Annotated in this window: 20 protein-coding genes; 7 read left to right on the top strand and 13 right to left on the bottom strand. The window is 55.6% G+C overall.

The genetic code is table 11. The annotated features are described in order from the left end of the window. The 8 genes from N512_RS0109465 to sfsA all read right to left on the bottom strand — a co-directional run bounded on the left by N512_RS0109465 (position 1) and on the right by sfsA (position 6,650). Complete coding sequence (locus N512_RS0109465) at positions 1–507, bottom strand: DUF4124 domain-containing protein (RefSeq protein WP_051472735.1); 507 nt, start codon at positions 505–507, stop codon at positions 1–3. Positions 508–670: 163 nt separating this feature from the next. After that, positions 671–1,516, bottom strand: coding sequence for a pantoate--beta-alanine ligase (gene panC, locus N512_RS0109460; protein WP_028780166.1), 846 nt, complete (start codon positions 1,514–1,516; stop codon positions 671–673). A gap of 19 nt (positions 1,517–1,535) precedes the next feature. Next, on the bottom strand, positions 1,536–2,330 hold the full coding sequence (gene panB / locus N512_RS0109455) for a 3-methyl-2-oxobutanoate hydroxymethyltransferase (protein ID WP_028780165.1): 795 nt from the start codon (positions 2,328–2,330) through the stop codon (positions 1,536–1,538). Positions 2,331–2,407: 77 nt separating this feature from the next. Next, the gene (gene folK / locus N512_RS0109450; RefSeq protein ID WP_028780164.1) at positions 2,408–2,896 is read right to left on the bottom strand and encodes a 2-amino-4-hydroxy-6-hydroxymethyldihydropteridine diphosphokinase; all 489 of its coding nucleotides are present in this window, start codon (positions 2,894–2,896) and stop codon (positions 2,408–2,410) included. A gap of 1 nt (position 2,897) precedes the next feature. Continuing rightward, on the bottom strand, positions 2,898–4,283 hold the full coding sequence (pcnB, locus tag N512_RS0109445; protein ID WP_443018268.1) for a polynucleotide adenylyltransferase PcnB: 1,386 nt from the start codon (positions 4,281–4,283) through the stop codon (positions 2,898–2,900). A gap of 113 nt (positions 4,284–4,396) precedes the next feature. Beyond that, positions 4,397–5,266, bottom strand: a complete 870-nt coding sequence (gene gluQRS, locus N512_RS0109440; RefSeq protein ID WP_028780162.1) for a tRNA glutamyl-Q(34) synthetase GluQRS — start codon at positions 5,264–5,266, stop codon at positions 4,397–4,399. Between the two features lie 67 nt (positions 5,267–5,333). Continuing rightward, positions 5,334–5,777: an RNA polymerase-binding protein DksA gene (dksA, locus tag N512_RS0109435; RefSeq protein WP_025010051.1), complete on the bottom strand. Its 444-nt coding sequence runs from the start codon at positions 5,775–5,777 to the stop codon at positions 5,334–5,336. A 150-nt stretch (positions 5,778–5,927) separates the two neighbouring features. Next, positions 5,928–6,650, bottom strand: coding sequence for a DNA/RNA nuclease SfsA (gene sfsA, locus N512_RS0109430; RefSeq protein WP_028780161.1), 723 nt, complete (start codon positions 6,648–6,650; stop codon positions 5,928–5,930). Between the two features lie 162 nt (positions 6,651–6,812). Between sfsA and pepB the strand changes: the two genes are divergently transcribed. Continuing rightward, the gene (pepB, locus tag N512_RS0109425; protein WP_028780160.1) at positions 6,813–8,090 is read left to right on the top strand and encodes an aminopeptidase PepB; all 1,278 of its coding nucleotides are present in this window, start codon (positions 6,813–6,815) and stop codon (positions 8,088–8,090) included. A 91-nt stretch (positions 8,091–8,181) separates the two neighbouring features. Then, positions 8,182–8,640, top strand: coding sequence for a GNAT family N-acetyltransferase (locus N512_RS0109420; RefSeq protein ID WP_028780159.1), 459 nt, complete (start codon positions 8,182–8,184; stop codon positions 8,638–8,640). Between the two features lies 1 nt (position 8,641). On the opposite strand, the gene thpR is transcribed toward N512_RS0109420, so the two are convergent. Beyond that, positions 8,642–9,190 (bottom strand): RNA 2',3'-cyclic phosphodiesterase, encoded by a 549-nt coding sequence (thpR, locus tag N512_RS0109415; RefSeq protein ID WP_028780158.1) that lies wholly within the window; start codon positions 9,188–9,190, stop codon positions 8,642–8,644. A 143-nt stretch (positions 9,191–9,333) separates the two neighbouring features. Between thpR and N512_RS0109410 the strand changes: the two genes are divergently transcribed. The 3 genes from N512_RS0109410 (at position 9,334) to mrcB (ending at position 16,556) form a co-directional block, all read left to right on the top strand. Further along, positions 9,334–11,523: a putative bifunctional diguanylate cyclase/phosphodiesterase gene (locus tag N512_RS0109410; protein WP_028780157.1), complete on the top strand. Its 2,190-nt coding sequence runs from the start codon at positions 9,334–9,336 to the stop codon at positions 11,521–11,523. A gap of 135 nt (positions 11,524–11,658) precedes the next feature. Continuing rightward, a complete protein-coding gene (gene hrpB, locus N512_RS0109405; RefSeq protein ID WP_028780156.1) occupies positions 11,659–14,214 on the top strand; it encodes an ATP-dependent helicase HrpB in 2,556 nt (851 codons plus the stop codon). 14 nt (positions 14,215–14,228) lie between these two features. Beyond that, the gene (mrcB, locus tag N512_RS0109400) at positions 14,229–16,556 is read left to right on the top strand and encodes a penicillin-binding protein 1B (RefSeq protein WP_028780155.1); all 2,328 of its coding nucleotides are present in this window, start codon (positions 14,229–14,231) and stop codon (positions 16,554–16,556) included. Between the two features lie 382 nt (positions 16,557–16,938). Here mrcB and N512_RS0109395 read toward each other — a convergent pair whose 3' ends face one another. The 3 genes from N512_RS0109395 to N512_RS0109385 all read right to left on the bottom strand — a co-directional run bounded on the left by N512_RS0109395 (position 16,939) and on the right by N512_RS0109385 (position 19,242). After that, a complete protein-coding gene (locus N512_RS0109395) occupies positions 16,939–17,676 on the bottom strand; it encodes a DsbA family protein (protein WP_028780154.1) in 738 nt (245 codons plus the stop codon). A 140-nt stretch (positions 17,677–17,816) separates the two neighbouring features. Then, positions 17,817–18,458: a DNA-J related domain-containing protein gene (locus tag N512_RS0109390; RefSeq protein WP_028780153.1), complete on the bottom strand. Its 642-nt coding sequence runs from the start codon at positions 18,456–18,458 to the stop codon at positions 17,817–17,819. Between the two features lie 130 nt (positions 18,459–18,588). Further along, positions 18,589–19,242: an oxygen-insensitive NAD(P)H-dependent nitroreductase NfsB gene (locus N512_RS0109385; RefSeq protein ID WP_028780152.1), complete on the bottom strand. Its 654-nt coding sequence runs from the start codon at positions 19,240–19,242 to the stop codon at positions 18,589–18,591. A gap of 233 nt (positions 19,243–19,475) precedes the next feature. On the opposite strand from N512_RS0109385, the gene N512_RS0109380 reads away from it, so the two are divergent. Further along, positions 19,476–19,838 carry an MbcA/ParS/Xre antitoxin family protein gene (locus N512_RS0109380; protein WP_028780151.1) on the top strand — a complete coding sequence of 121 codons (363 nt, stop codon included), beginning with the start codon at positions 19,476–19,478 and terminating at the stop codon, positions 19,836–19,838. 36 nt (positions 19,839–19,874) lie between these two features. Further along, positions 19,875–20,621 (top strand): RES family NAD+ phosphorylase, encoded by a 747-nt coding sequence (locus tag N512_RS0109375; RefSeq protein ID WP_028780150.1) that lies wholly within the window; start codon positions 19,875–19,877, stop codon positions 20,619–20,621. Between the two features lie 13 nt (positions 20,622–20,634). On the opposite strand, the gene N512_RS0109370 is transcribed toward N512_RS0109375, so the two are convergent. Then, positions 20,635–22,200 carry a hypothetical protein gene (locus N512_RS0109370; RefSeq protein ID WP_028780149.1) on the bottom strand — a complete coding sequence of 522 codons (1,566 nt, stop codon included), beginning with the start codon at positions 22,198–22,200 and terminating at the stop codon, positions 20,635–20,637. Positions 22,201–22,245 lie beyond the last annotated feature (45 nt).

The raw sequence follows: 22,245 nt of genomic DNA, 5'->3' as shown, positions 1-22,245 counted from the left end.
TCAGGGCTGAGCCTCGGATTTTTGCTGCAGCAACTTTCTGTGTTGCTGCAGCTTGGCTATCTTGTCATCATTGGCGCGTTTGAGCTCATCAAAATGGGCGTTTATCTTGCCGCGTTGCTCAACAAAAGCGGGGTCTTCCCGCTCCAGTTTCTGCCAATAGCGTTGCCGCTCCTGCTTTTGTAGCTCGCTGGCCCGCAGTATTTCCAGATAGCTGTTTTCCTGCTGCAGCCGATAGACTTCGGCTTCCAGTCGCTGCAATAGCTTGTCTTCTGGCAGGCTGTCGTTCTCCAAAAGGGATTGCAGCGGATCAACTCTTTCTCCCTCGGCCGTTTCCGTAGTCACGCCATACTGATATTCAATCTTGTGCTGTTTGAAGGCTTGCGGGCAGGGAAGCTGACTGAATACTACCTTGTCCTCTTTGATACATTTATAGACGGTACCTGCCTGAACTTGCGAAGCGAGCAGCAGTGCAGCAAAGAGCCAGAGTCTGGGCTGTCCGGGCAACATTGGGGCGGGAATCCTTTCGTTACATATCTAAAACAAGTGTAACCAATATGACTCAAACCTTTATTGAAGACCAGTTTTTGACTAAGGAAATTTTTTTGGCGACCTGGAAAAAGGTCTTCGGAAGAAAGAGGGGGAATATTTCCCCCTCCCTAAAGAAAGGATATCAGCGTGACAGCGTCATATTGTCTATGAGGCGAGCCTTGCCAAGATAAGCGGCGGCCAGGATCACCAGCGACTTGTCATCGCTGCTCACGGGTTTGAGGCTTGAAGCCTCACGCACTTCCAGATAGTCGGGCTCAAGCCCGGCGGCGCGCAGGAACTCCTTGGCATTGCTGATGGCCTGGTCGATATCCTGCCCCAGTACAATCGCCTCGGCCAGTTTATCCATGCTTGCCTTGAGCTTGGGCGCCAGTGCTTTTTCGGCTTCGGTGAGATAACCATTGCGCGAACTCAGTGCCAGGCCGGAATCCTCGCGAACGGTTTCTACCCCTATGACCTCGATGGGCAGCGACAGGTCGGTCACCATGGTCTTGATCACCAGAAGCTGCTGGTAGTCCTTACGGCCAAACAGGGCGATGTCCGGCTGAACTATATTGAATAGCTTACAGACTATGGTCGCGACCCCGCGAAAGTGCCCTGGACGGCTGGCGCCGCAAAGCTCATCGGAGATCCCGGGGACTTCCACAAAGGTCTGGGCATCCAGCCCTTTGGGGTAGATAAGCTCGGGTGTTGGGGTAAACAGCAGCTCGCAGCCGGCTTCGGTCAGTTTCTGTTGATCGGCGCCCAGGGTGCGGGGATAAGCATCGAGATCCTCATTCTTGCCAAACTGCAGTGGATTGACAAAAATCGAGGCCACCACGTGATCGGCGCGGCGCGCGGCTTCGAGGATTAAACTCACATGTCCCTGGTGCAGATTGCCCATGGTAGGGACAAAGGCTACGGTTTCCCCTTTTTGGCGCCATTCCCGTACCCGGGCACGGATCTCATCTATCTTGGCTGTGGTCAGCATAATCTGGCGAATCCCCGGCTCAGTTAAAGGTGTGCTCTTCTGCGGGGAATTGTCCCTGCTGAACTTCGTCGATATAGGCCTTCACGGCCTCACGGATTTCACCTGTCTGCTTAAGGTAGTTCTTGGAAAAGCGCGGGATATAGCCGCTGGAGATCCCGAGTACATCGTGCATCACCAAAATTTGGCCATCAGTATCCTTGCCGGCCCCTATGCCGATCACTGGAATTTGCAGCGCTTCGGTTATCTGTTTTGCCAGCGAAGCCGGGACGCACTCGAGTACCAACAACTGGGCCCCGGCACCTTCCAGCGCCTTGGCCTCATCCAGGATCCGCTGGGCGTTGTCGGCATCGCGGCCCTGTACCTTGAAACCACCGAACACGTGCACCGATTGTGGCGTCAGTCCCAGGTGGGCGCAGACAGGAATGCCGCGCTCGGTCAACATGGAAACCGTTTCCAGCAACCATTGGCCACCTTCAATCTTGACCATGTTGGCACCGGCCTGCATCAGCTTGGTAGCATTGGTCATCGCCTGCTCGGGAGTGGCATAACTCATGAAGGGCAGGTCGGCCATCAACAAACTGCGGCTGATGCCGCGGCGAACACAACGGGTGTGATAGGCCATCTCCTCGACACTGACCGGCAAGGTATCATCGTGACCTTGCAGAACCATTCCCAATGAGTCTCCTACCAGCAGGACGTCTACACCTTCGCTGTCAAAAGCGGCGGCAAAACTGGCGTCATAAGCGGTCAGAGCGGTAAATTTTCTACCTTCCTGCTTGAATTTACGCAGGGTCGCTGTGGTGATTTTAGACATAATGCTCTTCTTATTAACCGAGTGAAGTGGTGTTATATGCCATGCGGCTTTGGACTGCAACGATCCGGCTCAGGTTCTCAGCCTGAGGGGTGGATCAGTTGCAGCGATTGGCGCATGGCATTGGTGATCAGCGTGGCTATGCCGGTGCCGCAGGGCAACACCAGCGAAGGATTGAGCTCTTCCAGTGGAATGAGGACAAACTCGCGGCTCTTGATGCCGTAGTGGGGCACAGTGAGCCTTGGGGTCTGTATCTGCTTATCGCCGTAGAGCAACAGGTCCAGATCCAGAGTTCTGGGGCCCCAGCGCACCAGGCGTTGTCGCCCTTGCTGCAACTCGATTTCCTGCAAGGCGTCAAGGAGTTCCAGCGGCGCCAGCTCGGTCTCGAAATAGGCCACCGCGTTGACATAGTCCGGCTGGGGAACATCGCCCATGGGAACCGAACGATAGTAGGATGAAACGCGAAAGCTGTCTTGCCGTGCCAGCTGCTGCAGCGCCAGGCAAGCACTGTCAAGCTGGCGCTCGGGAGAGTCCAGGTTGGCGCCCAGCGCCACATAGACTCCGGTCATCTTACTCGGCCGCCTGTGGTTTTTCGCTTGGGCGACGAGGCTTGCGGCGCCGGCGTTGATTGGCGTTACGGTTGCGGCTGCCGTTGGACTTACTGCCGCTGCGCACCAGCTGTTGCTTCTGCTCGTCATCAGACTCGACAAACTGTTGCCACCAACTGGCCTGCTTGGCCAGATTGCCGCCTTCGGCATTGGCTCTGAGCAGCAAGAGATCGTAGGCGGCGCGGAACTTGGGATGTTCCATCAGTTTGAAGGCGCGGCCCCCTTGAGAGCGTTCAAAGCGCATCTGTAACTGCCAGATATCCCGCGCCGGAGTGCTGAAGCGGCGGGGAATGCTTACCGAACGGCACTGCTGTTCGAGCACATCGCCCATGGCGGCAAAGAAAGCATCATAGGGGCTGAGACCGCTCTCCAAGGCGATATCCTGGGCGCGGTTTTGCAGTGGATACCAAAGGAGTGCGGCATAGAAGAAGGCCGGAGTCACAGGCTTGTCTTCACCAACGCGCACATCTGTGTTGTGCATCATTTCGCTCAGCAGTCTGGCGGCCGGGCCCTTGGGGTCGTCCCGCAGCAGGCTTTCCACTAGAGGGAAAATGGGCGCAAACAGTTGATATTCGCGCATCATCTGATAGTTGTTCAGCGCCTTACCGGCGAAAAACAGCTTGAGCACTTCTTCATACATACGCGCCGCCGGAATATCTTTAAGCAGCGGAGCCAGGTTCTTGATCGGGGCCGCAGTGCGTTTTTCGATGGACATCCCAAGCTTGGTGGCAAAGCGCACGGCCCGCAGCATACGCACCGGGTCTTCCCGATAACGGGTCTCGGGATCGCCAATCAGTCGCAGGGTTCTTGCCTTAAGATCATGAATACCACCGCCATAGCTGCGAATGGAGTAGTCGGCAATATTGTAATAGAGGGCGTTGACGGTAAAGTCGCGGCGCTCGGCGTCTTCATCTATGTCACCATAAACATTGTCGCGCAGCAGTCGTCCGGCCGAATTGACCTTGGAAATCTTCTCTTCGCTGTTGCCGTGGTGGCCGCGGAAGGTAGCCACTTCAATAACATCCCGGCCAAAGACGATATGGGCCAGGCGGAAACGACGGCCAACCAGGCGGCAGTTGCGAAACAGCTTCTTGATCTCTTCCGGAGTGGCATTGGTGACCACGTCAAAGTCTTTCGGCTCCAGTCCCAGCAGCAGATCGCGTACGCCGCCACCAACCAGATAGGCGTGAAAGCCAGACTTATGCAGGCGGTACAAAACCTTGAGCGCATTCTCGCTAATCTGTCTGCGGGAAATGCTGTGGCCATCGCGCGGGATAACCTCCAGGCTCAAACCTGTGTCTGTGTTGTCTTCTTGTTGAGCCTTGGCTGTCTGACCATCGTCAAACAACTGCTTACAAAACTGACTGATACGGCGAAAAATGGGACACCTCGGAACGTTAACGCAAAATAAGGGTTAAAAACTGGCGGCTATGATATACCAAATAGCAGGCGATGAGTATATCAGCGGCCGATGAGGATCTCTGTCTGCTTGGGAATGCTGTCTGGATCAAACTGAGCCACCGCCTGGGCCAACATCTGAGTCACATCGGCTTGGGGCGTGACAGCCGCCTGGCCGAGAAACTCGAGTGCCGCCAGCAGCGCCGGTTGTGGATGGCGTTTATCCACCGGCGTGGCATGGTTTTGCTTGGAGAGCTTGAGCCCTGCCTGGGTGCTGGCAAGTGGCAGATGAAAAAAGCTTGGTTCCTGAAACCCGAATTGGCGAAACAGGCTTATCTGTCGGCAACTGGCCTCCAAGAGATCGGCGCCGCGGACTATCTCAGTGATGCCTTGAAAGGCGTCGTCCAGCACCACCGCCAGTTGATAGGCGTACAGGCCATCGCTGCGCTTGATAATAAAGTCTTCTGCGGCGAAGGCCGGGTCGACACAGACTTTACCCAGATGGCCATCGATAAACCGGGCAACCGCCAATTGGTTGTGAATGCGAATGGCACCTTGCTTGAGTTGCAACTCCCGGCAGCGGCCGTCGTAAACACCACCTCTTTGCTGGATCTGTTTGCGGGTGCACTGACAATAGTAGGCCTGATTGGATTCCAGTAAGGCATCAATATGTTGCTGATAGTCTTGCAGACGGCGGCTCTGGTACAGCACTTCGCCATCCCAGTGCAAGCCGAAGGCTTCCAGGGTGCGCATTATGTCATCGGCGGCGCCGCTGACTTCTCTTGGAGGGTCGATATCTTCTATTCGCAGCAACCACTGCCCTTGCTTTGAGCGGGCGCGTAGATAACTGCCGAGGGCGGCAACAAGAGAGCCGAAATGCAAAGAGCCTGAAGGCGAGGGGGCGAAACGGCCTATGTAGGAAGTGTTGTTCATCAAGGGCTGAGTGACAAAAAAACGCGGGGCCAGTGTAACACTTGGCCCCGCGCTGCGGCAGATTAGATTAACCCGCCATCTGTTTTTCTTTGATCTCTGCCAGCGTTTTGCAGTCGATACACAGATCGGCTGTCGGTCTGGCTTCCAGACGACGGATGCCGATTTCGACGCCGCAGGATTCGCAGAAACCGAAGTCATCTTCTTCAATTTTCTGCAGTGTCTTTTCGATCTTCTTGATCAGCTTACGTTCGCGGTCGCGGGCGCGCAGTTCGAGGCTGAACTCTTCTTCCTGGGCGGCACGGTCAACCGGATCCGGGAAGTTTGCAGCTTCATCCTGCATATGGGTAAGAGTGCGATCCACCTCTTGACGCAACTGATTCCTCCATGCTTCAAGAATGGTCTTGAAGTGGCTCAGTTGTTGTGAGTTCATGTACTCCTCACCGGGTTTTTCCTGGTAAGGGTCTACACCAGCGATAGCGAGTACACCAAGTTTTTTAGTGCCTTCAGGCATAACGCATCTCCTGTTTCCATTTGCGTCGTAGGGCATTCTTATGAACGGCCGCTATCTATATCAGAATCTCTCTACCTAGGCAAATATTTCGATTTACTTATTGCTAATTATTTGAATATGTCTGCTAAACCCGATTAAATCAACTTTTTATCACTTTTTGGGGCTTGTCTGACGAACAAATTCGAGCCTTGATTCCACCCTGAAGCCTTCAGGTGAAAGGCTTGTGGCATAGGCCAGTACTTCGACCCCGGCATCTATGGCTTCGTTCAATAAGTCGGCATATTTTGAATCTATATGGTGGGCCGCTGATACGGTTTTTATGCCGGTATGTTGCACTAAAAACACCAATACCCCACGTTGGCCACTTTTGACCACTGACATCAGTTCCCGCAAGTGTTTTTGACCACGGCTGGTGACAGCATCGGGAAAGTAACCATGACCCTCTTCCAAGAGTGTGGTGTTCTTCACTTCGATATAGCAATCAGCCTCTGCCCCTTCGCTGAGAAAGATATCGATACGGCTGTTTTCATCACCGTACTTCACTTCCCGCTTGAGGTTTTGGTACCCCTGCAGTTCCCTGATGACACCCGTTTGGATCCCTTCCTCTACCAGAGCGTTGGCTCGCCCTGTGTTGATACCGATCAGGTCGCCTTCAGGGGTTTGCATCAGCTCCCAGGTGTGGGCGTATTTACGCTTGGGATTGTCAGAAAAGGAGAACCAAACCCGCTCGCCGGGGAACTGGCAGTTCTTCATTGAACCCGTATTGGGGCAGTGCAGGGTAATCTCAGTGCCGTCATCCAGCCTGATATCGGCCAAAAAGCGTTTATACCTTTGGATCAAAATGCCGGATTGCAGTGGTGGGATAAACTTCATCCCCATCTCCCTGAAGTTGTTGAAAACCCCAAAGCCTAGCAGGCTTTACAGTTGGCAACAATTCTCATTCGACGCGGGGCTTCAAGTGCCGGGCTGGAATGCAGTACACTGGGAACAATTGTGGCGCGAAGGCGCTCACTGCATAAAGAAGAAGGAATCGAAATGAGTCAATCCATGAAGATAGTGCTTACCCATGAGGCCCCTGCGGCCCATTGGGGCAAGGCCGATGTAACCTACAATGCTGAGCAGGCTCAGATCCACCTGCAGGGAAACGATGCCCTACGACAAATCCAGATGGCCGCCCGCAAGCTGCGTAACCAGGGGATCAATCAGGTTTCTTTGATGGGAGAGGGTTGGGACCTCAACAGTCAGTGGGCCTTTGCCCAGGGCTTTGTCACTGCCAAAGGCGGCCATGAGATCCAGTGGGCCGGTGATGAGGCACTCAAGGGCGCGCTGACCAGCAGGGCTTACAGCGCATCGTTTGCCCGCAGTCTTATCAATGAAACCCCGGAAAACCTACCACCACTGAAACTGGCGCAGCAGGCGGCCAATTGGCTGGCCGAACTTGGCGGTGACAAGGTCAGCTACCGGATAGTTGAGGGGGAAGCCTTGTTACAGGAACAGTGGATAGGCATTCATGCAGTTGGCCGCGGCAGCGAAAGGCCACCAGCGTTGCTGGAACTGGACTTCAACCCTCTGGGTGAAGATGCTCCCGTGTCCGTCGCGCTGGTAGGTAAGGGGATCACCTTTGACTCAGGCGGTTACAGCATCAAGGCTTCCGAAGGCATGCTGGGCATGAAGGCGGATATGGGCGGCGCGGCAACTGTTACTGCGGCGCTGGGACTGGCGATTCAGAACGGTCTCGACAAGCGGGTCAAACTCTACCTCTGCTGCGCCGAGAACCTCATAAGTGGTCGTGCCTATAAGCTGGGAGACATACTGACCTACAAGAACGGCACCACGGTTGAAGTGGTCAATACCGATGCCGAGGGACGCTTGGTGCTGGCCGATGGTCTGCAGGCCGCCTGCGCCAGCGGTGCGACTCGGGTTATCGATGCCGCCACCCTGACCGGCGCCGCTGTGATGGCCGTTGGCCGCAACTATAACGCCATCTTCTCCCCCAGCCAGTCACTGCTGGCGTTGACGCAGCAAAAGGCGGCTCTAGTGGCTGAAAATGTTTGGCCTTTGCCGCTGGAGCCTTGGCATAAAGAGATGTGCCCTTCTGCCTATGCCGATACCGCCAACAGCCGCCCGGTAAAAGGTGGCGGCGCCGGTGGCGCTTCCAATGCTGCCGGTTTCCTGTGGCGTTTTGTCAATGAAGGTGTGGATTGGCTGCATATCGATCTGGCCGCCGCATTTGAAGACAACGCTTCGGCCCTTTGGGCTGCAGGTGCCACGACTCATGGTATGTTGACCATAGCCGAACTGCTGGCGGACTGAGTCATAGGGAATTAACGCCCAAACCAAGCCGCCCACTGGGCGGCTTTTTAATGCCGGTGTATCGCTATTTTTCAACAAAGGGAAGTGCAGGATGAAGTTACGCAAGGCAAGAAAGGAAGACGCACAAACTGCCTGGGATATCCGTAATCTGGCTATTCAGGCCGGTTGCCAGGGGTTTTACACAAAGGCAGAGCTCAGAATTTGGACCCAAGGCGAGATGCCCTCTGTCTTTATCACCATGGTGGAGAGAGACTTTTATCTAATCGAACATCAGGGAAAAATACTGGCGACCGGCATGCTGGATAACGACCGAATTGAAGCCCTGTTCGTGCATCCACAAGCCATGGGCCAAGGGCTCGGGCGTGACTTGCTCGCTCATCTCGAGTCTTTGGCGCGTGAAAGAGGCGTGACTGCGCTGACGCTGGAGTCTACCCTCAATGCCGCCGACTTCTATCGTAGCTGTGGCTTTTGCGGTGAGGGGATAAGCCAATATCACTCCCCAAGAGGCATAGTGCTCGACTGCGTGGTGATGCACAAGGCGCTTAAGTGATTCAGTCGCTTAACGGCCAACTGGCCAATATCCGGTACTCGACGCCGGTTGGAGTACTCAAAGACTCGTAGAGTTGCAGCTCGCTTGGCGTTAAATCGAGCGTTGGAATATGTTCGAGTTTCGGTAGGTTGCCAGCCCTTCGCATCAAGGTGATATGGGGACGGTAATCATATTCGCTGCTATGCAGCCCAAGGTTTGTCGCCAGTTGTTGCGCCGCCCCGGCAAGCGCCATTAACGCCGGATCCTCGGCTGTGCCGGCCAGGCAGAGTATTTTCGGCCCGGGCCAGAAGCAGAGATGCTCGAGCCGCACCCGAAAGCGTTTCAAGGGCAAGCCGGGAATGGCAGCGAGTAAATTCCCATGCTGTTCTGTCGTCACCTGGCCGAGAAACGCCAGGGTAAGGTGCAGATTGGCCTCAGTCACTTTCTTGAGACCGTGGGCTGACGGTTCATCAGCTTGTTCACATGCTTGCTGCAACGTCAGTAAGCTCGCTCTTTCTGCCGTGGTTGGCGTGAATCCCAGAAATAGCCTTTTAGGCGTAATTGAGCTCATTTTTCGTTCCCGGTTAAGACCTTGGCCTATACTGTGACTTGTACCATTGTACACAGGAGTCGATTCACTCGGTGAGAATGAAAAGCAATGGTATCGGATGGATTCTTCGGATCAAAAAACAGTCGTAAGGAAATGACCCCATTATGCCCGCGAGTCTTGCCAATCAATTACAACATGCTCTGGTGGATGTCTTCAGCGATTCTCCGCTGATCACCCTGGAGCAGAATGTTGATCGCGCCCTGGAGATCATCACCCGACAACTGGATTGTGACGGGGTGTTTGTACTGGCGGCCGGTAAGACACCGGGGCGACTCAAGACCCGCAATCTCTACCTCAAACCCCAATTCAAGACTCAGCAAGCTTCCCGGGAGTGGGGGCTGGGGAACATGCCTTTTTTTCGCAATCTGTTACGCCACCCCAAACTCTTGACCTTGGACAGTATTGAAGAGCTTCCCAAGGAAGCTCAGGAAGAGAAACGTTTCTTACGCCAGTGGCAGGTGCGCAGCCTGTTGGTGCTGCCGCCACTGCATCTGGGGGATACCCATATCGCCGTTGGCGCCCTGCAATGCGGCGGCGAAAAGCGCTGGCAGGAAGACTTTATCAATGAACTCAGCCATGCGGCCGCCATGATAGGTTCGGCAATGGAGCTGACCCGCATCGCCTTGGCGCTGCTGGCCAGTGAGCGCAAGTATCAGGAGCTGTTCCAACAGTTACCCCTGGCTTGCGGGCAGTTGGACAGCAGCAACCAACTGACCATGATGAACCGGATAGCCAAGCAGACACTGGTGGCCGGTGACAGCAAGGATCTGCTGGCGTTGGTGCGTGAGGATGACAAGGGGATTTTGCTCGATACCCTGGCCGTGGTACGCGATGGGGTATTGAATCAGGCCTGGTGTGAGGTTGGTTTTCTGCATGGACAGGAGCTCTGCTGGCAAAAACTCAGTTTCAGCCGCAGTAAGGCTGATAAGCGTACCCTGGTGCTGATGGCCGAAGATGTCAGTGAACGCCACAGATTGGCCAGCGAGCTGTCATTTCACGCCAATTATGATGCGCTGACCGGCCTGCCCAACCGGGTGCATTTCGAAGCCCTGCTGGCCAAAGTGCTCGGCGAGGAACAGGCGCCGCCTGTGTGTATTGCCTTTGTGGATCTGGACCAGTTTCGGGTGATCAACAATGTCAGCGGTCATATCGCGGGTGACAGGCTCTTGTGTCAGGTGGCGCAGCGGCTCAAGCAGCTGGTGCGCAAGGGGGATGTGGTGGCCAGGCTCGGCGGCGATGAGTTCGGGATCCTGATGCATTTTTGCAACCCAGAGTCGGCTAAACATATCGCTGAGCGTATCTGTCAGCAGCTGTTCAATCACGAATTCAACTGGGAAAACCGCAAACACGGGGTCTCGGCCAGCATAGGCATAGCCCAGTTGGATCCGGCAGCCCAGGACATCTATACCGTCATGGGCCAGGCCGATGCCGCCTGCCGACTGGCCAAGGAGCAGGGGCGCAACGGCTGGTTACTCTACGACAGCAGCGATCCCCGCCTCAAGCGGCTCTACAGCGAAATGACCGCCTCGGTCGATGTCCTTGGAGCCCTGGCCAATGACAGATTTGAGCTTTATTTCCAGGAGATCCGCCCGCTGGAGGCTACAGATAGCGGCATGCATCTGGAGATCTTGCTGCGTATGTATCAGGAGGAGGGAGAGATGTTGTCTCCGGCGATATTTCTGCCGGCGGCCGAGCGTTATAACCTGGCGTCCAGAGTGGATCGCTGGGTGATAGATCATCTGCTGCTTTGGGGCAATCGGCATCTTGAGTTGTGGCAATCCCTGTCTTTGGTGTCGCTGAACCTTTCGGCGTCCTCGCTCGAGGATGAGGAGTTTATGGACTGGCTTGAGATGCGCCTGCTGGCCGAACCCGAATTGGTCGATAAGCTGTGTATCGAAATCACCGAAACTTCGGTTCTCAGCCAGCTCGAGCAGGCCCACAGGTTGATTGAGTTGCTTAAACCCCTGGGTTGTAAGCTGGCGATGGATGACTTTGGCGCCGGCTTTTCCTCTTTTGCTTACCTTAAACAGTTGGCGGTGGATTATGTGAAGATTGACGGCCAGTTTGTGCTCAATCTCTGTGAAGACAAGGCGGATCAGGCGATTATTGCCGCCATGTGCCAGTTGGGAAGGCAGATGGCGTTTCAAACTATTGCCGAGTTTGTGGAAACCGAGGCCATAGTGGCGAAACTGCAGGAGCTGGGGGTGGATTATGCTCAGGGCTACGCCATAGGCAAGCCCAGGCCCTTACTTGAGTTGAGTGAGTCCAACCGCAGTTGTGCCAATGCTTATTGATTCATACAGGCCGGTACAGACTGGCATCAGGATACCTGGTGTAGTTTACAGGACATGCTCAGGGCCTTCCTGTTAGCCACGGCGGCTGAAACTGGTTACACTGAGCGCCTGTTTTTGTAAGCCATGCCCTGAATCTTGAACGACTTACCCATTCAATCCCTGTTGCCTCAACTGCGCCAAACCTTGGCCACTTGTCGGCAAGTTATCCTCGAAGCGCCTACCGGAGCCGGTAAATCCACCGCGCTGCCCTTGGCACTGCTCGACTGGCCGGAAATCGACGGCAAGATCCTCATGCTGGAGCCCAGACGGGTAGCGGCGCGGGCCATCGCCGGCTTTTTGGCGCGCCAAAGAGGACAGGCACTGGGGCAAGAGGTGGGGTTCAGGGTTCGCGGTGAGAGTCAGGTCAGCGGCAATACCCGACTCGAGATCATCACCGAGGGGGTACTGACCCGCATGATCCAGCAGGACCCTGAGCTCAAGGGCGTTGCCATGATCATTTTCGATGAGATCCATGAGCGCCATCTGAGCACAGATCTCGGTCTGGCGTTGGCACTGGAAGTGCAGGCCTCATTGCGGGACGATTTGCACTTGCTGGCCATGTCGGCAACGCTCGAAGGCTTACCCTTACAAACCTTGATGCCGGATGCCAAGCTGCTTGCCAGTGAGGGCCGCAGCTACCCTGTGACTATCGCCTACAGCGCTGCTTCGGCGCAGAGGCGCAGCGGTTCGGGTTCCGGCTCTGGCATGGCACCTTGGCTTGAACATATGGGGCGGCAGTTGCTGGCGCTGCTAGACCCTCAGCAGGCCAGTGCTTTGGGGGTTAGCGAAGCGCAGCAACAGGGCTCGATACTCGCCTTCCTGCCGGGACAGGGGGAAATTCAGCGCCTCAAGCACTATCTGCAATCCCGAGTTGCGGCCAATGTGCGCATTTGTCCTCTTTATGGTTCACTGAGTGCCAAAGAGCAGGATGCGGCGATTGCCCCAGCCAATGCCGGTGAGCGTAAGCTGGTGCTGTCCACCAACCTGGCGGAATCCAGTTTGACCATAGAGGGGATTACTCTGGTGGTGGACAGTGGTTACAAGCGCCAGGCCAGTTTCAACCCCCGCAGCGGCGTGACCCGTTTGGGACTCAAGCGTATCAGCCAGGCATCGGCCACTCAAAGAGCCGGGCGGGCTGGGCGCACCAGTGCGGGTTTCTGCTTAAGGCTTTGGGGCCAGGAGGAGCACGGCCGCTTGCCGCAGGCGGATGAACCGGAAATCTTGCATGCCGACTTGCTCTCCATGGCCCTGGATGCGGCCTGCTGGGGTGTGCGCAGCCTCAGTGACTTGCCTTTACTGACGCCACCGGCCAGAGCCAATGAGGCGGTGGCCTGGCAGCTGTTACAGTCGCTGCAATTGGTAGACCCGCAACGTAAGCTTACCGCCCATGGCCGCGCGGCCTATGCACTGGGGGCACAGCCACGGCTGGCGCACATGCTGCTCCGGGCGCAAAGTTTGGGGCAGGGGCGCGGCGAACCTGAGCTCGCCGGTCTGGCGTGTCTGCTGGCTGCCTTATTGGAGGCCAGAAGCCTTGCGGGCAACGGCGCCGATATCATGGATAAACTTTCTCAGGCCACTCAAGGCCTTGAAGCCAGACAAGTCGGCAACTGGCTCAGACGCTTAGGGCTTAACGGCAAGGCGGCGGATTTTCTGAAATTGGCGAATCGTGCCGATTGCGCCCTGTTGTTGGCGCTGGCATTTCCTGACAGGATAGCCAAGGCAAGAGGCGTCGAGGGTTACCAGTTGGCCAATGGCAGCGGCGTGGTGCTCGATGCCGGTGACAGCCTCAGCGGCTGCGAGTTTCTGGTGGTGGCCGACTATCAGGAAACCGAGGGCCGCAGCGCCGGCCGTATCTACCTGGCGGCCGAATTACCGGCGGGGTTGCTGGAAAATGAGCTGGCCTTTCTCTGTACCTGGCAACAGCAGGCGGGCTGGGATGAGTCCAGGGGACGTTTCTTTGCCGAGCGCCAACTGCGTCTGGGGGAGATAGTGCTCAAGCGGGAGGCCGAGAAAGAGGCGGATCCCAAGCTGAGGGCTCAGGCGATTATGGCGCTGCTGCGCAGTAAAGGCTTGGCGCTGCTCAATATGGATGAGGATGTCAGGCAGCTCCAGTTCAGGCTGGCACTGGCAAGATCCAAAGACCCTAGCCTATTTCCTGACAGCAGCGATCCGGCGCTGCTGGATTCTCTCGAGGAGTGGTTGGAGCCGTTTTTGAGCGATATCAAGCAGCTAAAGGGATTAATGGCATTGGATATCAAGCAGCTGCTGCTCAATCGCCTCGAGTGGCAGGCGCAGCAGACACTGAATGAATGGCTGCCGAGTCATTGGAAAATGGCCACGGGCACCCGGGCACCGATCCGCTATGATGCCGGCGGCAGGGCGCTGCTGAGTGTGCGTCTGCAGGAAGCGCTGGGCATGGCCGAAAGCCCGCGGCTGCTGCAAGGGGAGTTGACCGTAACCATGGAACTCTTGTCTCCGGCGCAGCGCCCTTTGGCGCTGACGGCCGATCTGGCCAGTTTTTGGCAAGGGCCCTATGTCGAAGTGAAAAAAGAGATGCGTGGGCGCTACCCTAAACACCTGTGGCCCGACGATCCGGCCAATACTTTGCCGACTAAATTCACCAAGAAAAAGACCTTGAATATCCAGCAGTAAATTTTGGGATAAGCATGACCACCAAGAAAAGTACCACGAAAAAAAGTACCAGAAAAACCAGCAGCAAGAGCAAGCCGGAGCGGCAAAGCCCCGGTCTGTGGCGCAGGTTATGGTCGATAACCTGGAAGCTGGCCCTTATTCTGGTAGCGGCGTTGACTATCTATTGTATCTACCTGGATCAGATCATCGCCCGTAAGTTCGAAGGGCAGAAGTGGCACCTGCCGGCGCAGGTGTTCAGTCGCTCCATGGCGCTCTATCCCGGGGCGGCGGTGAGCCACGCCCAGCTGATGGCCGAACTTAAACTGCTGGGCTATCGCAAGGTGGCCAATCCGCGCCAGGTGGGGGAATTTTCAGCCTCCAGTACCCGAATCGAGCTGTGGCGCCGCCCCTTCCTGCATCCTGAGGGAAGCCAGGCAGAGCAGCGGGTGATGATAAGTTTCGACTCCAACGGCGTCACTTCGGTGGCGCGTATGAGCGACAAACGCCAACTGGCGGTGTTTCATCTCGAACCTGTACTGCTGGACAGGATCATCGCCGGCGATGGTGAGGACAGGCTATTTGTACCAACCGAACAGATCCCCGAAAACATAGTCGAAGCGCTTATTCTGGTGGAAGACCGCAGCTTCTATGAGCACCACGGGGTGAACCCCTTTGCCATCGCCCGTGCCCTGCTGGTCAATATCAGTGCCGGTCGCACGGTACAGGGCGGCTCGACCCTGACCCAGCAGTTGGCGAAGAACTTCTTCCTCTCCAGTGAGCGCTCCTTGATCCGTAAGGCCAGAGAGGCCTTGATGGCGCTGATTATCGATTTTCGTTACAGCAAGGATGAAATTCTCGAGGCCTATCTCAATGAGGTCTACATGGGACAGGACAAATCCAGAGCCGTGCATGGCATGGGGCTGGCATCGCAATTCTATTTTGGCCGCCCCGTAGGAGAGCTGACCCTGGCGCAGCAAGCCTTCCTGGTCGCCGCCATCAAGGGGCCATCCTACTATAACCCCTGGCGCTATCCTGACAGGGCTCAGGAGCGGCGCGATCTGGTGCTCAGGCTGTTGATGGAAGGCAGCAAAATTTCTGTCGACCAATACAAGGCGGCAGCGGAGTCGCCGCTGGGATTAAGGCGCTCGGACAAACCTGTGCACCAGAAACTGCCGGCCTTCTTTGCCGTGGTCAAACAGGAACTCAAGGATCGCTACGGTGCGGCGCTGCTGAAGCAGTCCGGTGTCAAGGTCTATACCACCTTGGACCCCATGGCGCAGGAAGCCGCCGAAAACGCCGTTGAGCGAACCCTGAAGGAACTTGGCAAGAAAGATAAAGAGTTGCAGGTAGGCATGGTGGTGACCGACAAGTACAGCGCCGGGATCGCCGCCATGGTGGGCGACAAGGTGCCGGGCTACGAGGGTTTCAACCGGGCGGTGGAAATTCGCCGTCCCATAGGTTCACTGGTCAAGCCCTTTGTTTATGCCACGGCGCTGGCTCAGGGCAGCAAGTTCAATCTCGCCAGCCCCCTCAAAGATGAGGCCATTACCCTCAAGAATGAGCAGGGCAAGACCTGGTCGCCACAGAATGTGGATCGCAAGTTCCGTGGCCAGGTGCCACTGTTGACGGCGTTCAAGAAATCGATGAATGTGCCGACCGTTAATTTGGGGATGAATGTCGGTGTCGAGGCCGTGGCCGCGACGCTAAAAGAGGCCGGCTGGAATGAAGCTGTATCGGCTTATCCTTCCATGTTGCTCGGCGCCGTGAACGGTTCTCCCTTGATGGTGGCGCAGGTATATCAGACCCTGGCGGACGGTGGCCGTTATCGTCAGCTCAATGCGGTGACTGCCGTGCTGGACAGCAACAACCAGCCCCTGCCTGTGGCCAGTATGCCACGCCATGAGGCGATAACACCTGCAGCCAACTATCTGGTGCAGTACGCCATGACCAAGGTGGTGGAGTCCGGCACGGCTTCGCGTCTGGGGGCGGCCTTCCCCGGCGTGATGCTGGCGGGCAAGACGGGCACCAGTAACGACCGCCGCGACTCCTGGTTTGCCGGGTTTGACGAGCGTAACGTTGCCGCCGTTTGGGTTGGCCGCGATGACAACGGCAAGACCCAGTTCTATGGCAGCAGTGGTGCCATGACGGTTTATCAACGCTTCCTCGCCGAGCGGCCGCCACTGGGGCTGAGGTTGCCGCCGGTCAACGGCGTGGTGCAGGGCTATTTCGACCGGGATACAGGTGCGGCGAAACAAGCCGATTGCCGTAATGTGGTGGCGGTACCTGCGCTGGCCGACAGTTATCATCCGGCGCCCAACTGCGGTGAACCTCTGCCTTGGTGGAAGCGGATCCTCGGTGGTTAACCGTGTAGAGGCTAAGGAAGGTGTGAACAAGTCCCATGTGTGCTCTGCGTCGGCTTACGAGCCTGGATGCAAGGCGTGGTTCGCAGCAAATGGCCTTAGCCCTTTGCAAGAGGCACAACACAGCAGGCAGGCCTGTAAGCCACGCCCTTCGGGGCTTTCACAGCAACCGGCTCTCTGCGTTATCCGACTTCGACAGGCCCCGGCATGCCTTCAGTCAGATGCCTTGAACGCCAATTGTTGTGCAAGCCACTCTCTACAAAAGAGAGTGCCACGAGGACTTATTCGCACCTTCCCTAATAGACACTAGATAGCAAAAAGGCCACCTCTGGGTGGCCTTTGACGTGTTTGAGAATATCGCGCGTTATCGCTATACCGTCTGATTTCAGCGGCGACGTCTGGTGACGGCGGCGACACCGGCAAAGGCCAGGAACAACCAACCCAGGCTGCCGCCTTCATCTTGCTTGGCATCTTTTTCGGTAGCCAGGAAATTGATCAGATCGGTCAGTTCGCCCAGGGTGCGAATTTCTCCCAGGTTAACCATATATTTGTCGTTTACCACGAAGCTTGGCACGCTCTGAATGGCAAATTCATTCTGCTGCTTACGCCACAGGGCGATGACATCATTGATTTTCTTGCTGTCGGCCAAGGCATCATACTGGCTGACATCGACGCCGTTGGCGGCAAACAGTTGCTTGATATCGTCGCGGCTATTGATAGCAGAGGTGTGCTTGTGTCCAGGAGCAGAATGGTCATGGCCATTGGCCCCTTCCTCGCCCTGAATAGCGGCAAACATAGGGTGAGTCAGTTTATCCGTCGCGCCCAGCTCCTGCATGATGGCCAGAGACTTCATCACCTCAGTGCCCAGATCGCTGTTCATAAAGTCGACATGCTTGTTGTCAAAGCTGACTTCTTTATTGAGACCAGCCTTGATGTCCGGCAGATACTGGGTTTCCATGCTGAAGCAGTTATGACAGTAGAAAGAGAAGAACTCGGTGAGTTTGGGTTCTTCACTGCCTTTCTTGGCTATCTGGGTATAGTGTTTACCTTCGATAAAGTCGGCGGCGTTGGCGGCCAGCGGGATCAGGGTAAGTGCCATTGCGGCAACCAGTGGCTTGAGCAAAATAATCTCCTCAGAATTGACCGGGCGCAGCGCCCTTTGCTGTCAGGTTAGTGTGACTGGCTTAATTATGACTTAAGCGTCGGCACCTTTGGCGGCCATTTCTGTGAGCGAGGCTAAGCTTTGACGGTTTGCCTGGTTATTCAACCTCGCAGGGCTTGCCAGGCTTCGCAGATCTGTCTGAATTTGGCGGCATCACCACCTTGCCTGTCCGGGTGCCACTTCAGCGCCAGTTTACGCCACTGGCGACGGATCTCCTTGTCGCTGGCGTCGGCTTCCAGCTCCAATACCCGCAGTGCCTCTCGTTGGGCAAAACGGCCGGGACACACGCCAATATAATCCTGATAACTGTTCCAGAAGGACTCCAGCATCTCACGAACAACATTGACGCAGGTGTCGTAGTTGTTCCAGTCGAGGTAGTAGTCTCTAAGCGCTGAGTCATCCTGTTGCAGTTGCAGCACATTGGCCGGTGGGATCCGCAGCAATATGATATCCATGGCCTGTACCTGCAGCCATTGGCCCGGCAACAGCATGTGTTGCAGTTCGTAGAGGGCATTCATCAACAGGAAGTTACGTTTGAACAGATCTTTCTCGGGCAAAGGATCCAAGTCGTGCATCAGTCCCTGTTGCTGTAATTCGGTGGCGAGGTGATGCACCTTCCAGGAGCGGTTGCTGCGTTTGAGCAAGCTGAGCAGCGGCCAGATAAGCGGGTTATCGCCCTTGAGTCGGGTCGGCTTGACCTCAGTGGTCTCTGGCTGGGCCAGCGCGGGTTTGGCAAGCAGCATGGTAGCAATCATTCATCCTGAACTGACGATAAAATCTACTATGCCACAGGTGTCCGTGGGTGCAAGGTGAAAATAATGGAACCCGGCGTGGAGCCGGGTTCTGAAAGGGATGATGTAAACTCGTTCCTCGTTAGATCTTGGTAAACAGCTCTTCTTGAGGCAGGCGAGACTTGGGCAGCTTGGCGTTGAAGTCAGACTCGTCATGGTAGCCAAGGGCGACCACTACGCTGGCGGTGAAGCCTTGCTCTCTGAGGCCCAACACCTGGTTGAGCTTAGTCGCATCGAAGCCTTCAATTGGGGTTGCATCTATGTCCAATACGCTGGCGCCCAGCAGCAGAGTACCCAACGCTAGATAGGTTTGTTTCTCCATCCAGTGCTGCAGATCCTTAAGTTCGAACTTGTGCATATTGGTGAAGAAAGAGCGGCCGTTGTGTTGGCCCTGTTTGGCGTTTTCGTCGGCGAAGCGGCCATCGGCATCTTCTTGCTCAAGCAGACGCAGCAGATGGGCTTCGTCCATGTTGTTGCGGGTACAGAGTACTACCACGTGGGAAGCGTTGAGGATCTTTGGCGTGTTGAAGCCATAGTCTGCGGTAGACTCGGCAATTTTGGCTTTGCCTTCATCTGTCGCGGCCAGTACAAAGTGCCATGGCTGGGAGTTCACCGAGGAGGGGCTGAACTGCAGCAGACTCTGCAGATCTTCAATTTTATCCTGGGGGATATTCTTGTTGGGATCAAAAGCCTTGGTGGTATAGCGCTTTTTGGCAAGGTATGTCAGATCTGTCATGTCACTGCTCCGGACAAATGAGGCTGAAATTGTTTTGGCATTCTACGATCTCTGTTGCGCTTTACAACAGTGTTTCTGCTGCAAGCTATATCAAAAATAAATTGAAAGTACGCTGGTGGGGAACCACCTCTCGGTGCCAACAAGATTGCGTTTGCATGTTTTTTTGGCTGTTAAATTGCGTTTGCTGTATATCTTGGTTAATATATGGACAGGTTTATGGCGGAGCAGCAAAGATGAATACCCTAGAGAAAGCCAATGCAGCCGAGGTATTATTCAAGGCGTTTTCCAATGCTTGCAGCGAGTTACAACTTACCCAGGCCGAGGCCAGCCGTATCATAGGTGTTAATCCCAGCACCTTGAGCCGTAACAGCGGCAAGGGGTTTAAACCCGATTCCAAGCAGGGGGAGCTGCAGTTGCAGCTTATCCGCCTGTATCGCTCGTTGTATGCCATAGCGGGTGGTGAAAAAGCCTTTATGCGTCACTGGCTCAACAGCCCCAACAAGGCGCTGAATGGGACCCCCAAGACTTTATTGCTAACCGTGGTTGGCCTGGTGAGTGTTAACCAATATCTGGATGCGATGCGAGGCAAGGTCTGACAGCCATAGCCGGTGACAGGAGACAAATAACTGAAAATGGATTTTAGCGCGTTAGAGCCGCAGGACTTTTTCCCTCGCCCTTACCTTGGCTGCGGTTATCGCCTGGTCGAGTCCCAGGAAGAAGCCGCCACCCTGAGCCTGGTGGATGATTTTGACGAACAGATGCTGCTTGAGTCTCTGCTCGATGAGGTTAAACCGCCTTACCGAAGTGGAACAGAGCACTTGCATTATCTGCTCAAGACCCCGTTTCGTTATCCGCCGCTGCGCCATGGCTCGCGCTTTGGCAGTATCACAATGGAAAGCTTCTTTTATGCCAGTGAATCCTGGCAGACCTGTTTGGCCGAAGTTGCTTACTATCGTTTTGTCTTTATGGCCGACATGCTGGAGCCTTATCTGGAGCCGCTGCGCTCTGAGCATATGCTGTACTCTGTGGATATCAATGCCCGCGATTGTGCCGACCTGACGCTATTGCAGGGGCCGGAAGTGCAGCAGCAACTGACTCACAAGTCGAACTATGCCTATACCCAGGCTATGGGGGCCTGGCTGCTGCAACAGCAGGCGCAGATGATCCGCTACACTTCGGCCAGAGCCGAAGAGGGCGTTAATCTGGCGCTGCACGATCCTTTGGTGTTGCAATCAACCGAGCCGCAGGAGTGTGAATACTGGATCTGCCAAAGCTCGGCCGACAAGGTGGCTTTCAGTCGTCGTAATAGCCGCAGCATGCCATTGACCTGGTTTTTAAAAGACTTTTTGCAGGACGGGCAGTTGCCGCGTCCTGCCTGAGTGCAGAACTTAGTCAGGATTGCGTGGTGATAAACAGCGGGTTGGAATAGAACCAGAGATCGCCGTAGTTACGCTCATTGATGTCGTTGTACCATTGCTGCACCTGCTCCCCTTCGGCCTGTGGCAACACCTCTGAGCGCAGAGGCGTGCCCTTGTTGGTCAAGCCGCTGACGTTGTAATCCAGGTTAGTACCACGCAGGCGGAAATACTGCTTGCCATCGGCGATAAAGCTGAAGCTCATGTTGTAGAAGCCATCGCTGTCTTTTTGCCAGTCGGCCTGGGTGAATGACTTGATCACCCGGGTGCTGTCGTTGGTTTCCTTTTGCCAGGCAGCCGTTCCCGGCTTGGCCCGCTCACCGATATCGCCGGCAATCAAATCGATATGATGTACTCCCGGATTAATGCCGGCGTAGTGTTCATTGCCGATATCGCTTTCCTTGTTATTCAGCTCAGGGCTGCGGAACCTGATTTTGATAGTGACCTTGTCACCGGCCTTGGCGCTCAAGGTTTGTCCCATAGTGATGGTTTGATCACCTGTATTCATCTGGAAATCCAGCCCATCGATGAGATCGCCAAATACCGCAAAGCTGTTCCCCGAGCGTAGCCCTTCCAGCAGGGCCTGGGTGCCTTCACCCTCAACCCAGGTGTAATTCTTGGCGTATTCGCCGGGATAATAACTGCTGGCGTAAGGTGGCCTGGTCTTGAAGTGAATATCCGAGTTACCCATGTTCCAAATCCTGCGCCCTTCGCCCAGCAGCGCATCCCACCAACCGCCGACTTCGGCCACGACGGGATCGACACCGCCGTAAACACCGCTCGATCTGTCACCATAGTCACCGCGGTTGCCACTGAACTGGCCGCCAACCATGCCTTCCACCAGGAAGAAGACCTCAGGCGCGGCATCGTGAAGCTCCCTGACTTCGGCTATGGTGTAGCTGTCGAGATAGCGTCTGGGGTGATTGAGCATGCCGTAGCTCTGTTTGGGGAAGTGTTGCTGCAGCCAGGCGAGCGCCGCTACGGCATCTGCATGGGTTTGATTCTGACGCTTGACGCCGGCGGCCTCCCAGGCGGCGAGATCTTCGGCTGCGAAATCCTCCGGCTCATTCTTGGCGCTGAAGCTGTACTCAAAGGTTTTAATCGCATCCAGAGTCTGCTGTTCATCGGCCAAGATGGCGATATTGAAGTGTTCATGAGTCGGCATATCCCACTCAAAGCCGGAGTAAACCAACTTGCCCGGGTAGTTGGGCATCAGGCTGGCGAGTCCGGGTTTTTCGTAGCGGGTGAGGGCATCATAGAAGAGAATGCCGCCTAGATCGTTATCTTCATTGTCCTGGCTGTTGTTGCGCATATGGTTGGTCAGGCTCATATAATCCAGACCAAAGTCCTCGAAGCCCCACTTGAGAATATCGGCCTGGGTCTCTCTGGCATCTTGGGAAATCGCAGTGTGAACATGAAGATCGCCTTTGAGCCAGCGACCCGTTACCGGCTCGGGAGTTTGAGTGTTGTTATCTGAGTTACAGCTGGCCAGCAGGGCCAGAGACAGCAGTGACAATGCTGCGACTTGATGGGATTGACGCACGAATAACCTCTCTATATTGGGCGTTTGGGAAAGCACCCAACATAG

The organism is Shewanella sp. 38A_GOM-205m, from assembly GCF_000518445.1.
Classification (GTDB): domain Bacteria; phylum Pseudomonadota; class Gammaproteobacteria; order Enterobacterales; family Shewanellaceae; genus Shewanella; species Shewanella algae.
This window is presented reverse-complemented; position numbering and strand designations above follow the sequence as displayed.

Excerpts from the sequence above, each read along its gene's own strand:
- N512_RS0109465 (WP_051472735.1), bottom strand. The coding sequence starts at position 507 with ATGTTGCCCGGACAGCCCAGACTCTGGCTCTTTGCTGCACTGCTGCTC.
- panC (WP_028780166.1), bottom strand. The coding sequence starts at position 1,516 with ATGCTGACCACAGCCAAGATAGATGAGATCCGTGCCCGGGTACGGGAA.
- panB (WP_028780165.1), bottom strand. The coding sequence starts at position 2,330 with ATGTCTAAAATCACCACAGCGACCCTGCGTAAATTCAAGCAGGAAGGT.
- folK (WP_028780164.1), bottom strand. The coding sequence starts at position 2,896 with ATGACCGGAGTCTATGTGGCGCTGGGCGCCAACCTGGACTCTCCCGAG.
- gluQRS (WP_028780162.1), bottom strand. The coding sequence starts at position 5,266 with ATGAACAACACTTCCTACATAGGCCGTTTCGCCCCCTCGCCTTCAGGC.
- dksA (WP_025010051.1), bottom strand. The coding sequence starts at position 5,777 with ATGCCTGAAGGCACTAAAAAACTTGGTGTACTCGCTATCGCTGGTGTA.
- sfsA (WP_028780161.1), bottom strand. The coding sequence starts at position 6,650 with ATGAAGTTTATCCCACCACTGCAATCCGGCATTTTGATCCAAAGGTAT.
- pepB (WP_028780160.1), top strand. The coding sequence starts at position 6,813 with ATGAGTCAATCCATGAAGATAGTGCTTACCCATGAGGCCCCTGCGGCC.
- N512_RS0109420 (WP_028780159.1), top strand. The coding sequence starts at position 8,182 with ATGAAGTTACGCAAGGCAAGAAAGGAAGACGCACAAACTGCCTGGGAT.
- thpR (WP_028780158.1), bottom strand. The coding sequence starts at position 9,190 with ATGAGCTCAATTACGCCTAAAAGGCTATTTCTGGGATTCACGCCAACC.
- N512_RS0109410 (WP_028780157.1), top strand. The coding sequence starts at position 9,334 with ATGCCCGCGAGTCTTGCCAATCAATTACAACATGCTCTGGTGGATGTC.
- mrcB (WP_028780155.1), top strand. The coding sequence starts at position 14,229 with ATGACCACCAAGAAAAGTACCACGAAAAAAAGTACCAGAAAAACCAGC.
- N512_RS0109390 (WP_028780153.1), bottom strand. The coding sequence starts at position 18,458 with ATGCTGCTTGCCAAACCCGCGCTGGCCCAGCCAGAGACCACTGAGGTC.
- N512_RS0109385 (WP_028780152.1), bottom strand. The coding sequence starts at position 19,242 with ATGACAGATCTGACATACCTTGCCAAAAAGCGCTATACCACCAAGGCT.
- N512_RS0109380 (WP_028780151.1), top strand. The coding sequence starts at position 19,476 with ATGAATACCCTAGAGAAAGCCAATGCAGCCGAGGTATTATTCAAGGCG.
- N512_RS0109375 (WP_028780150.1), top strand. The coding sequence starts at position 19,875 with ATGGATTTTAGCGCGTTAGAGCCGCAGGACTTTTTCCCTCGCCCTTAC.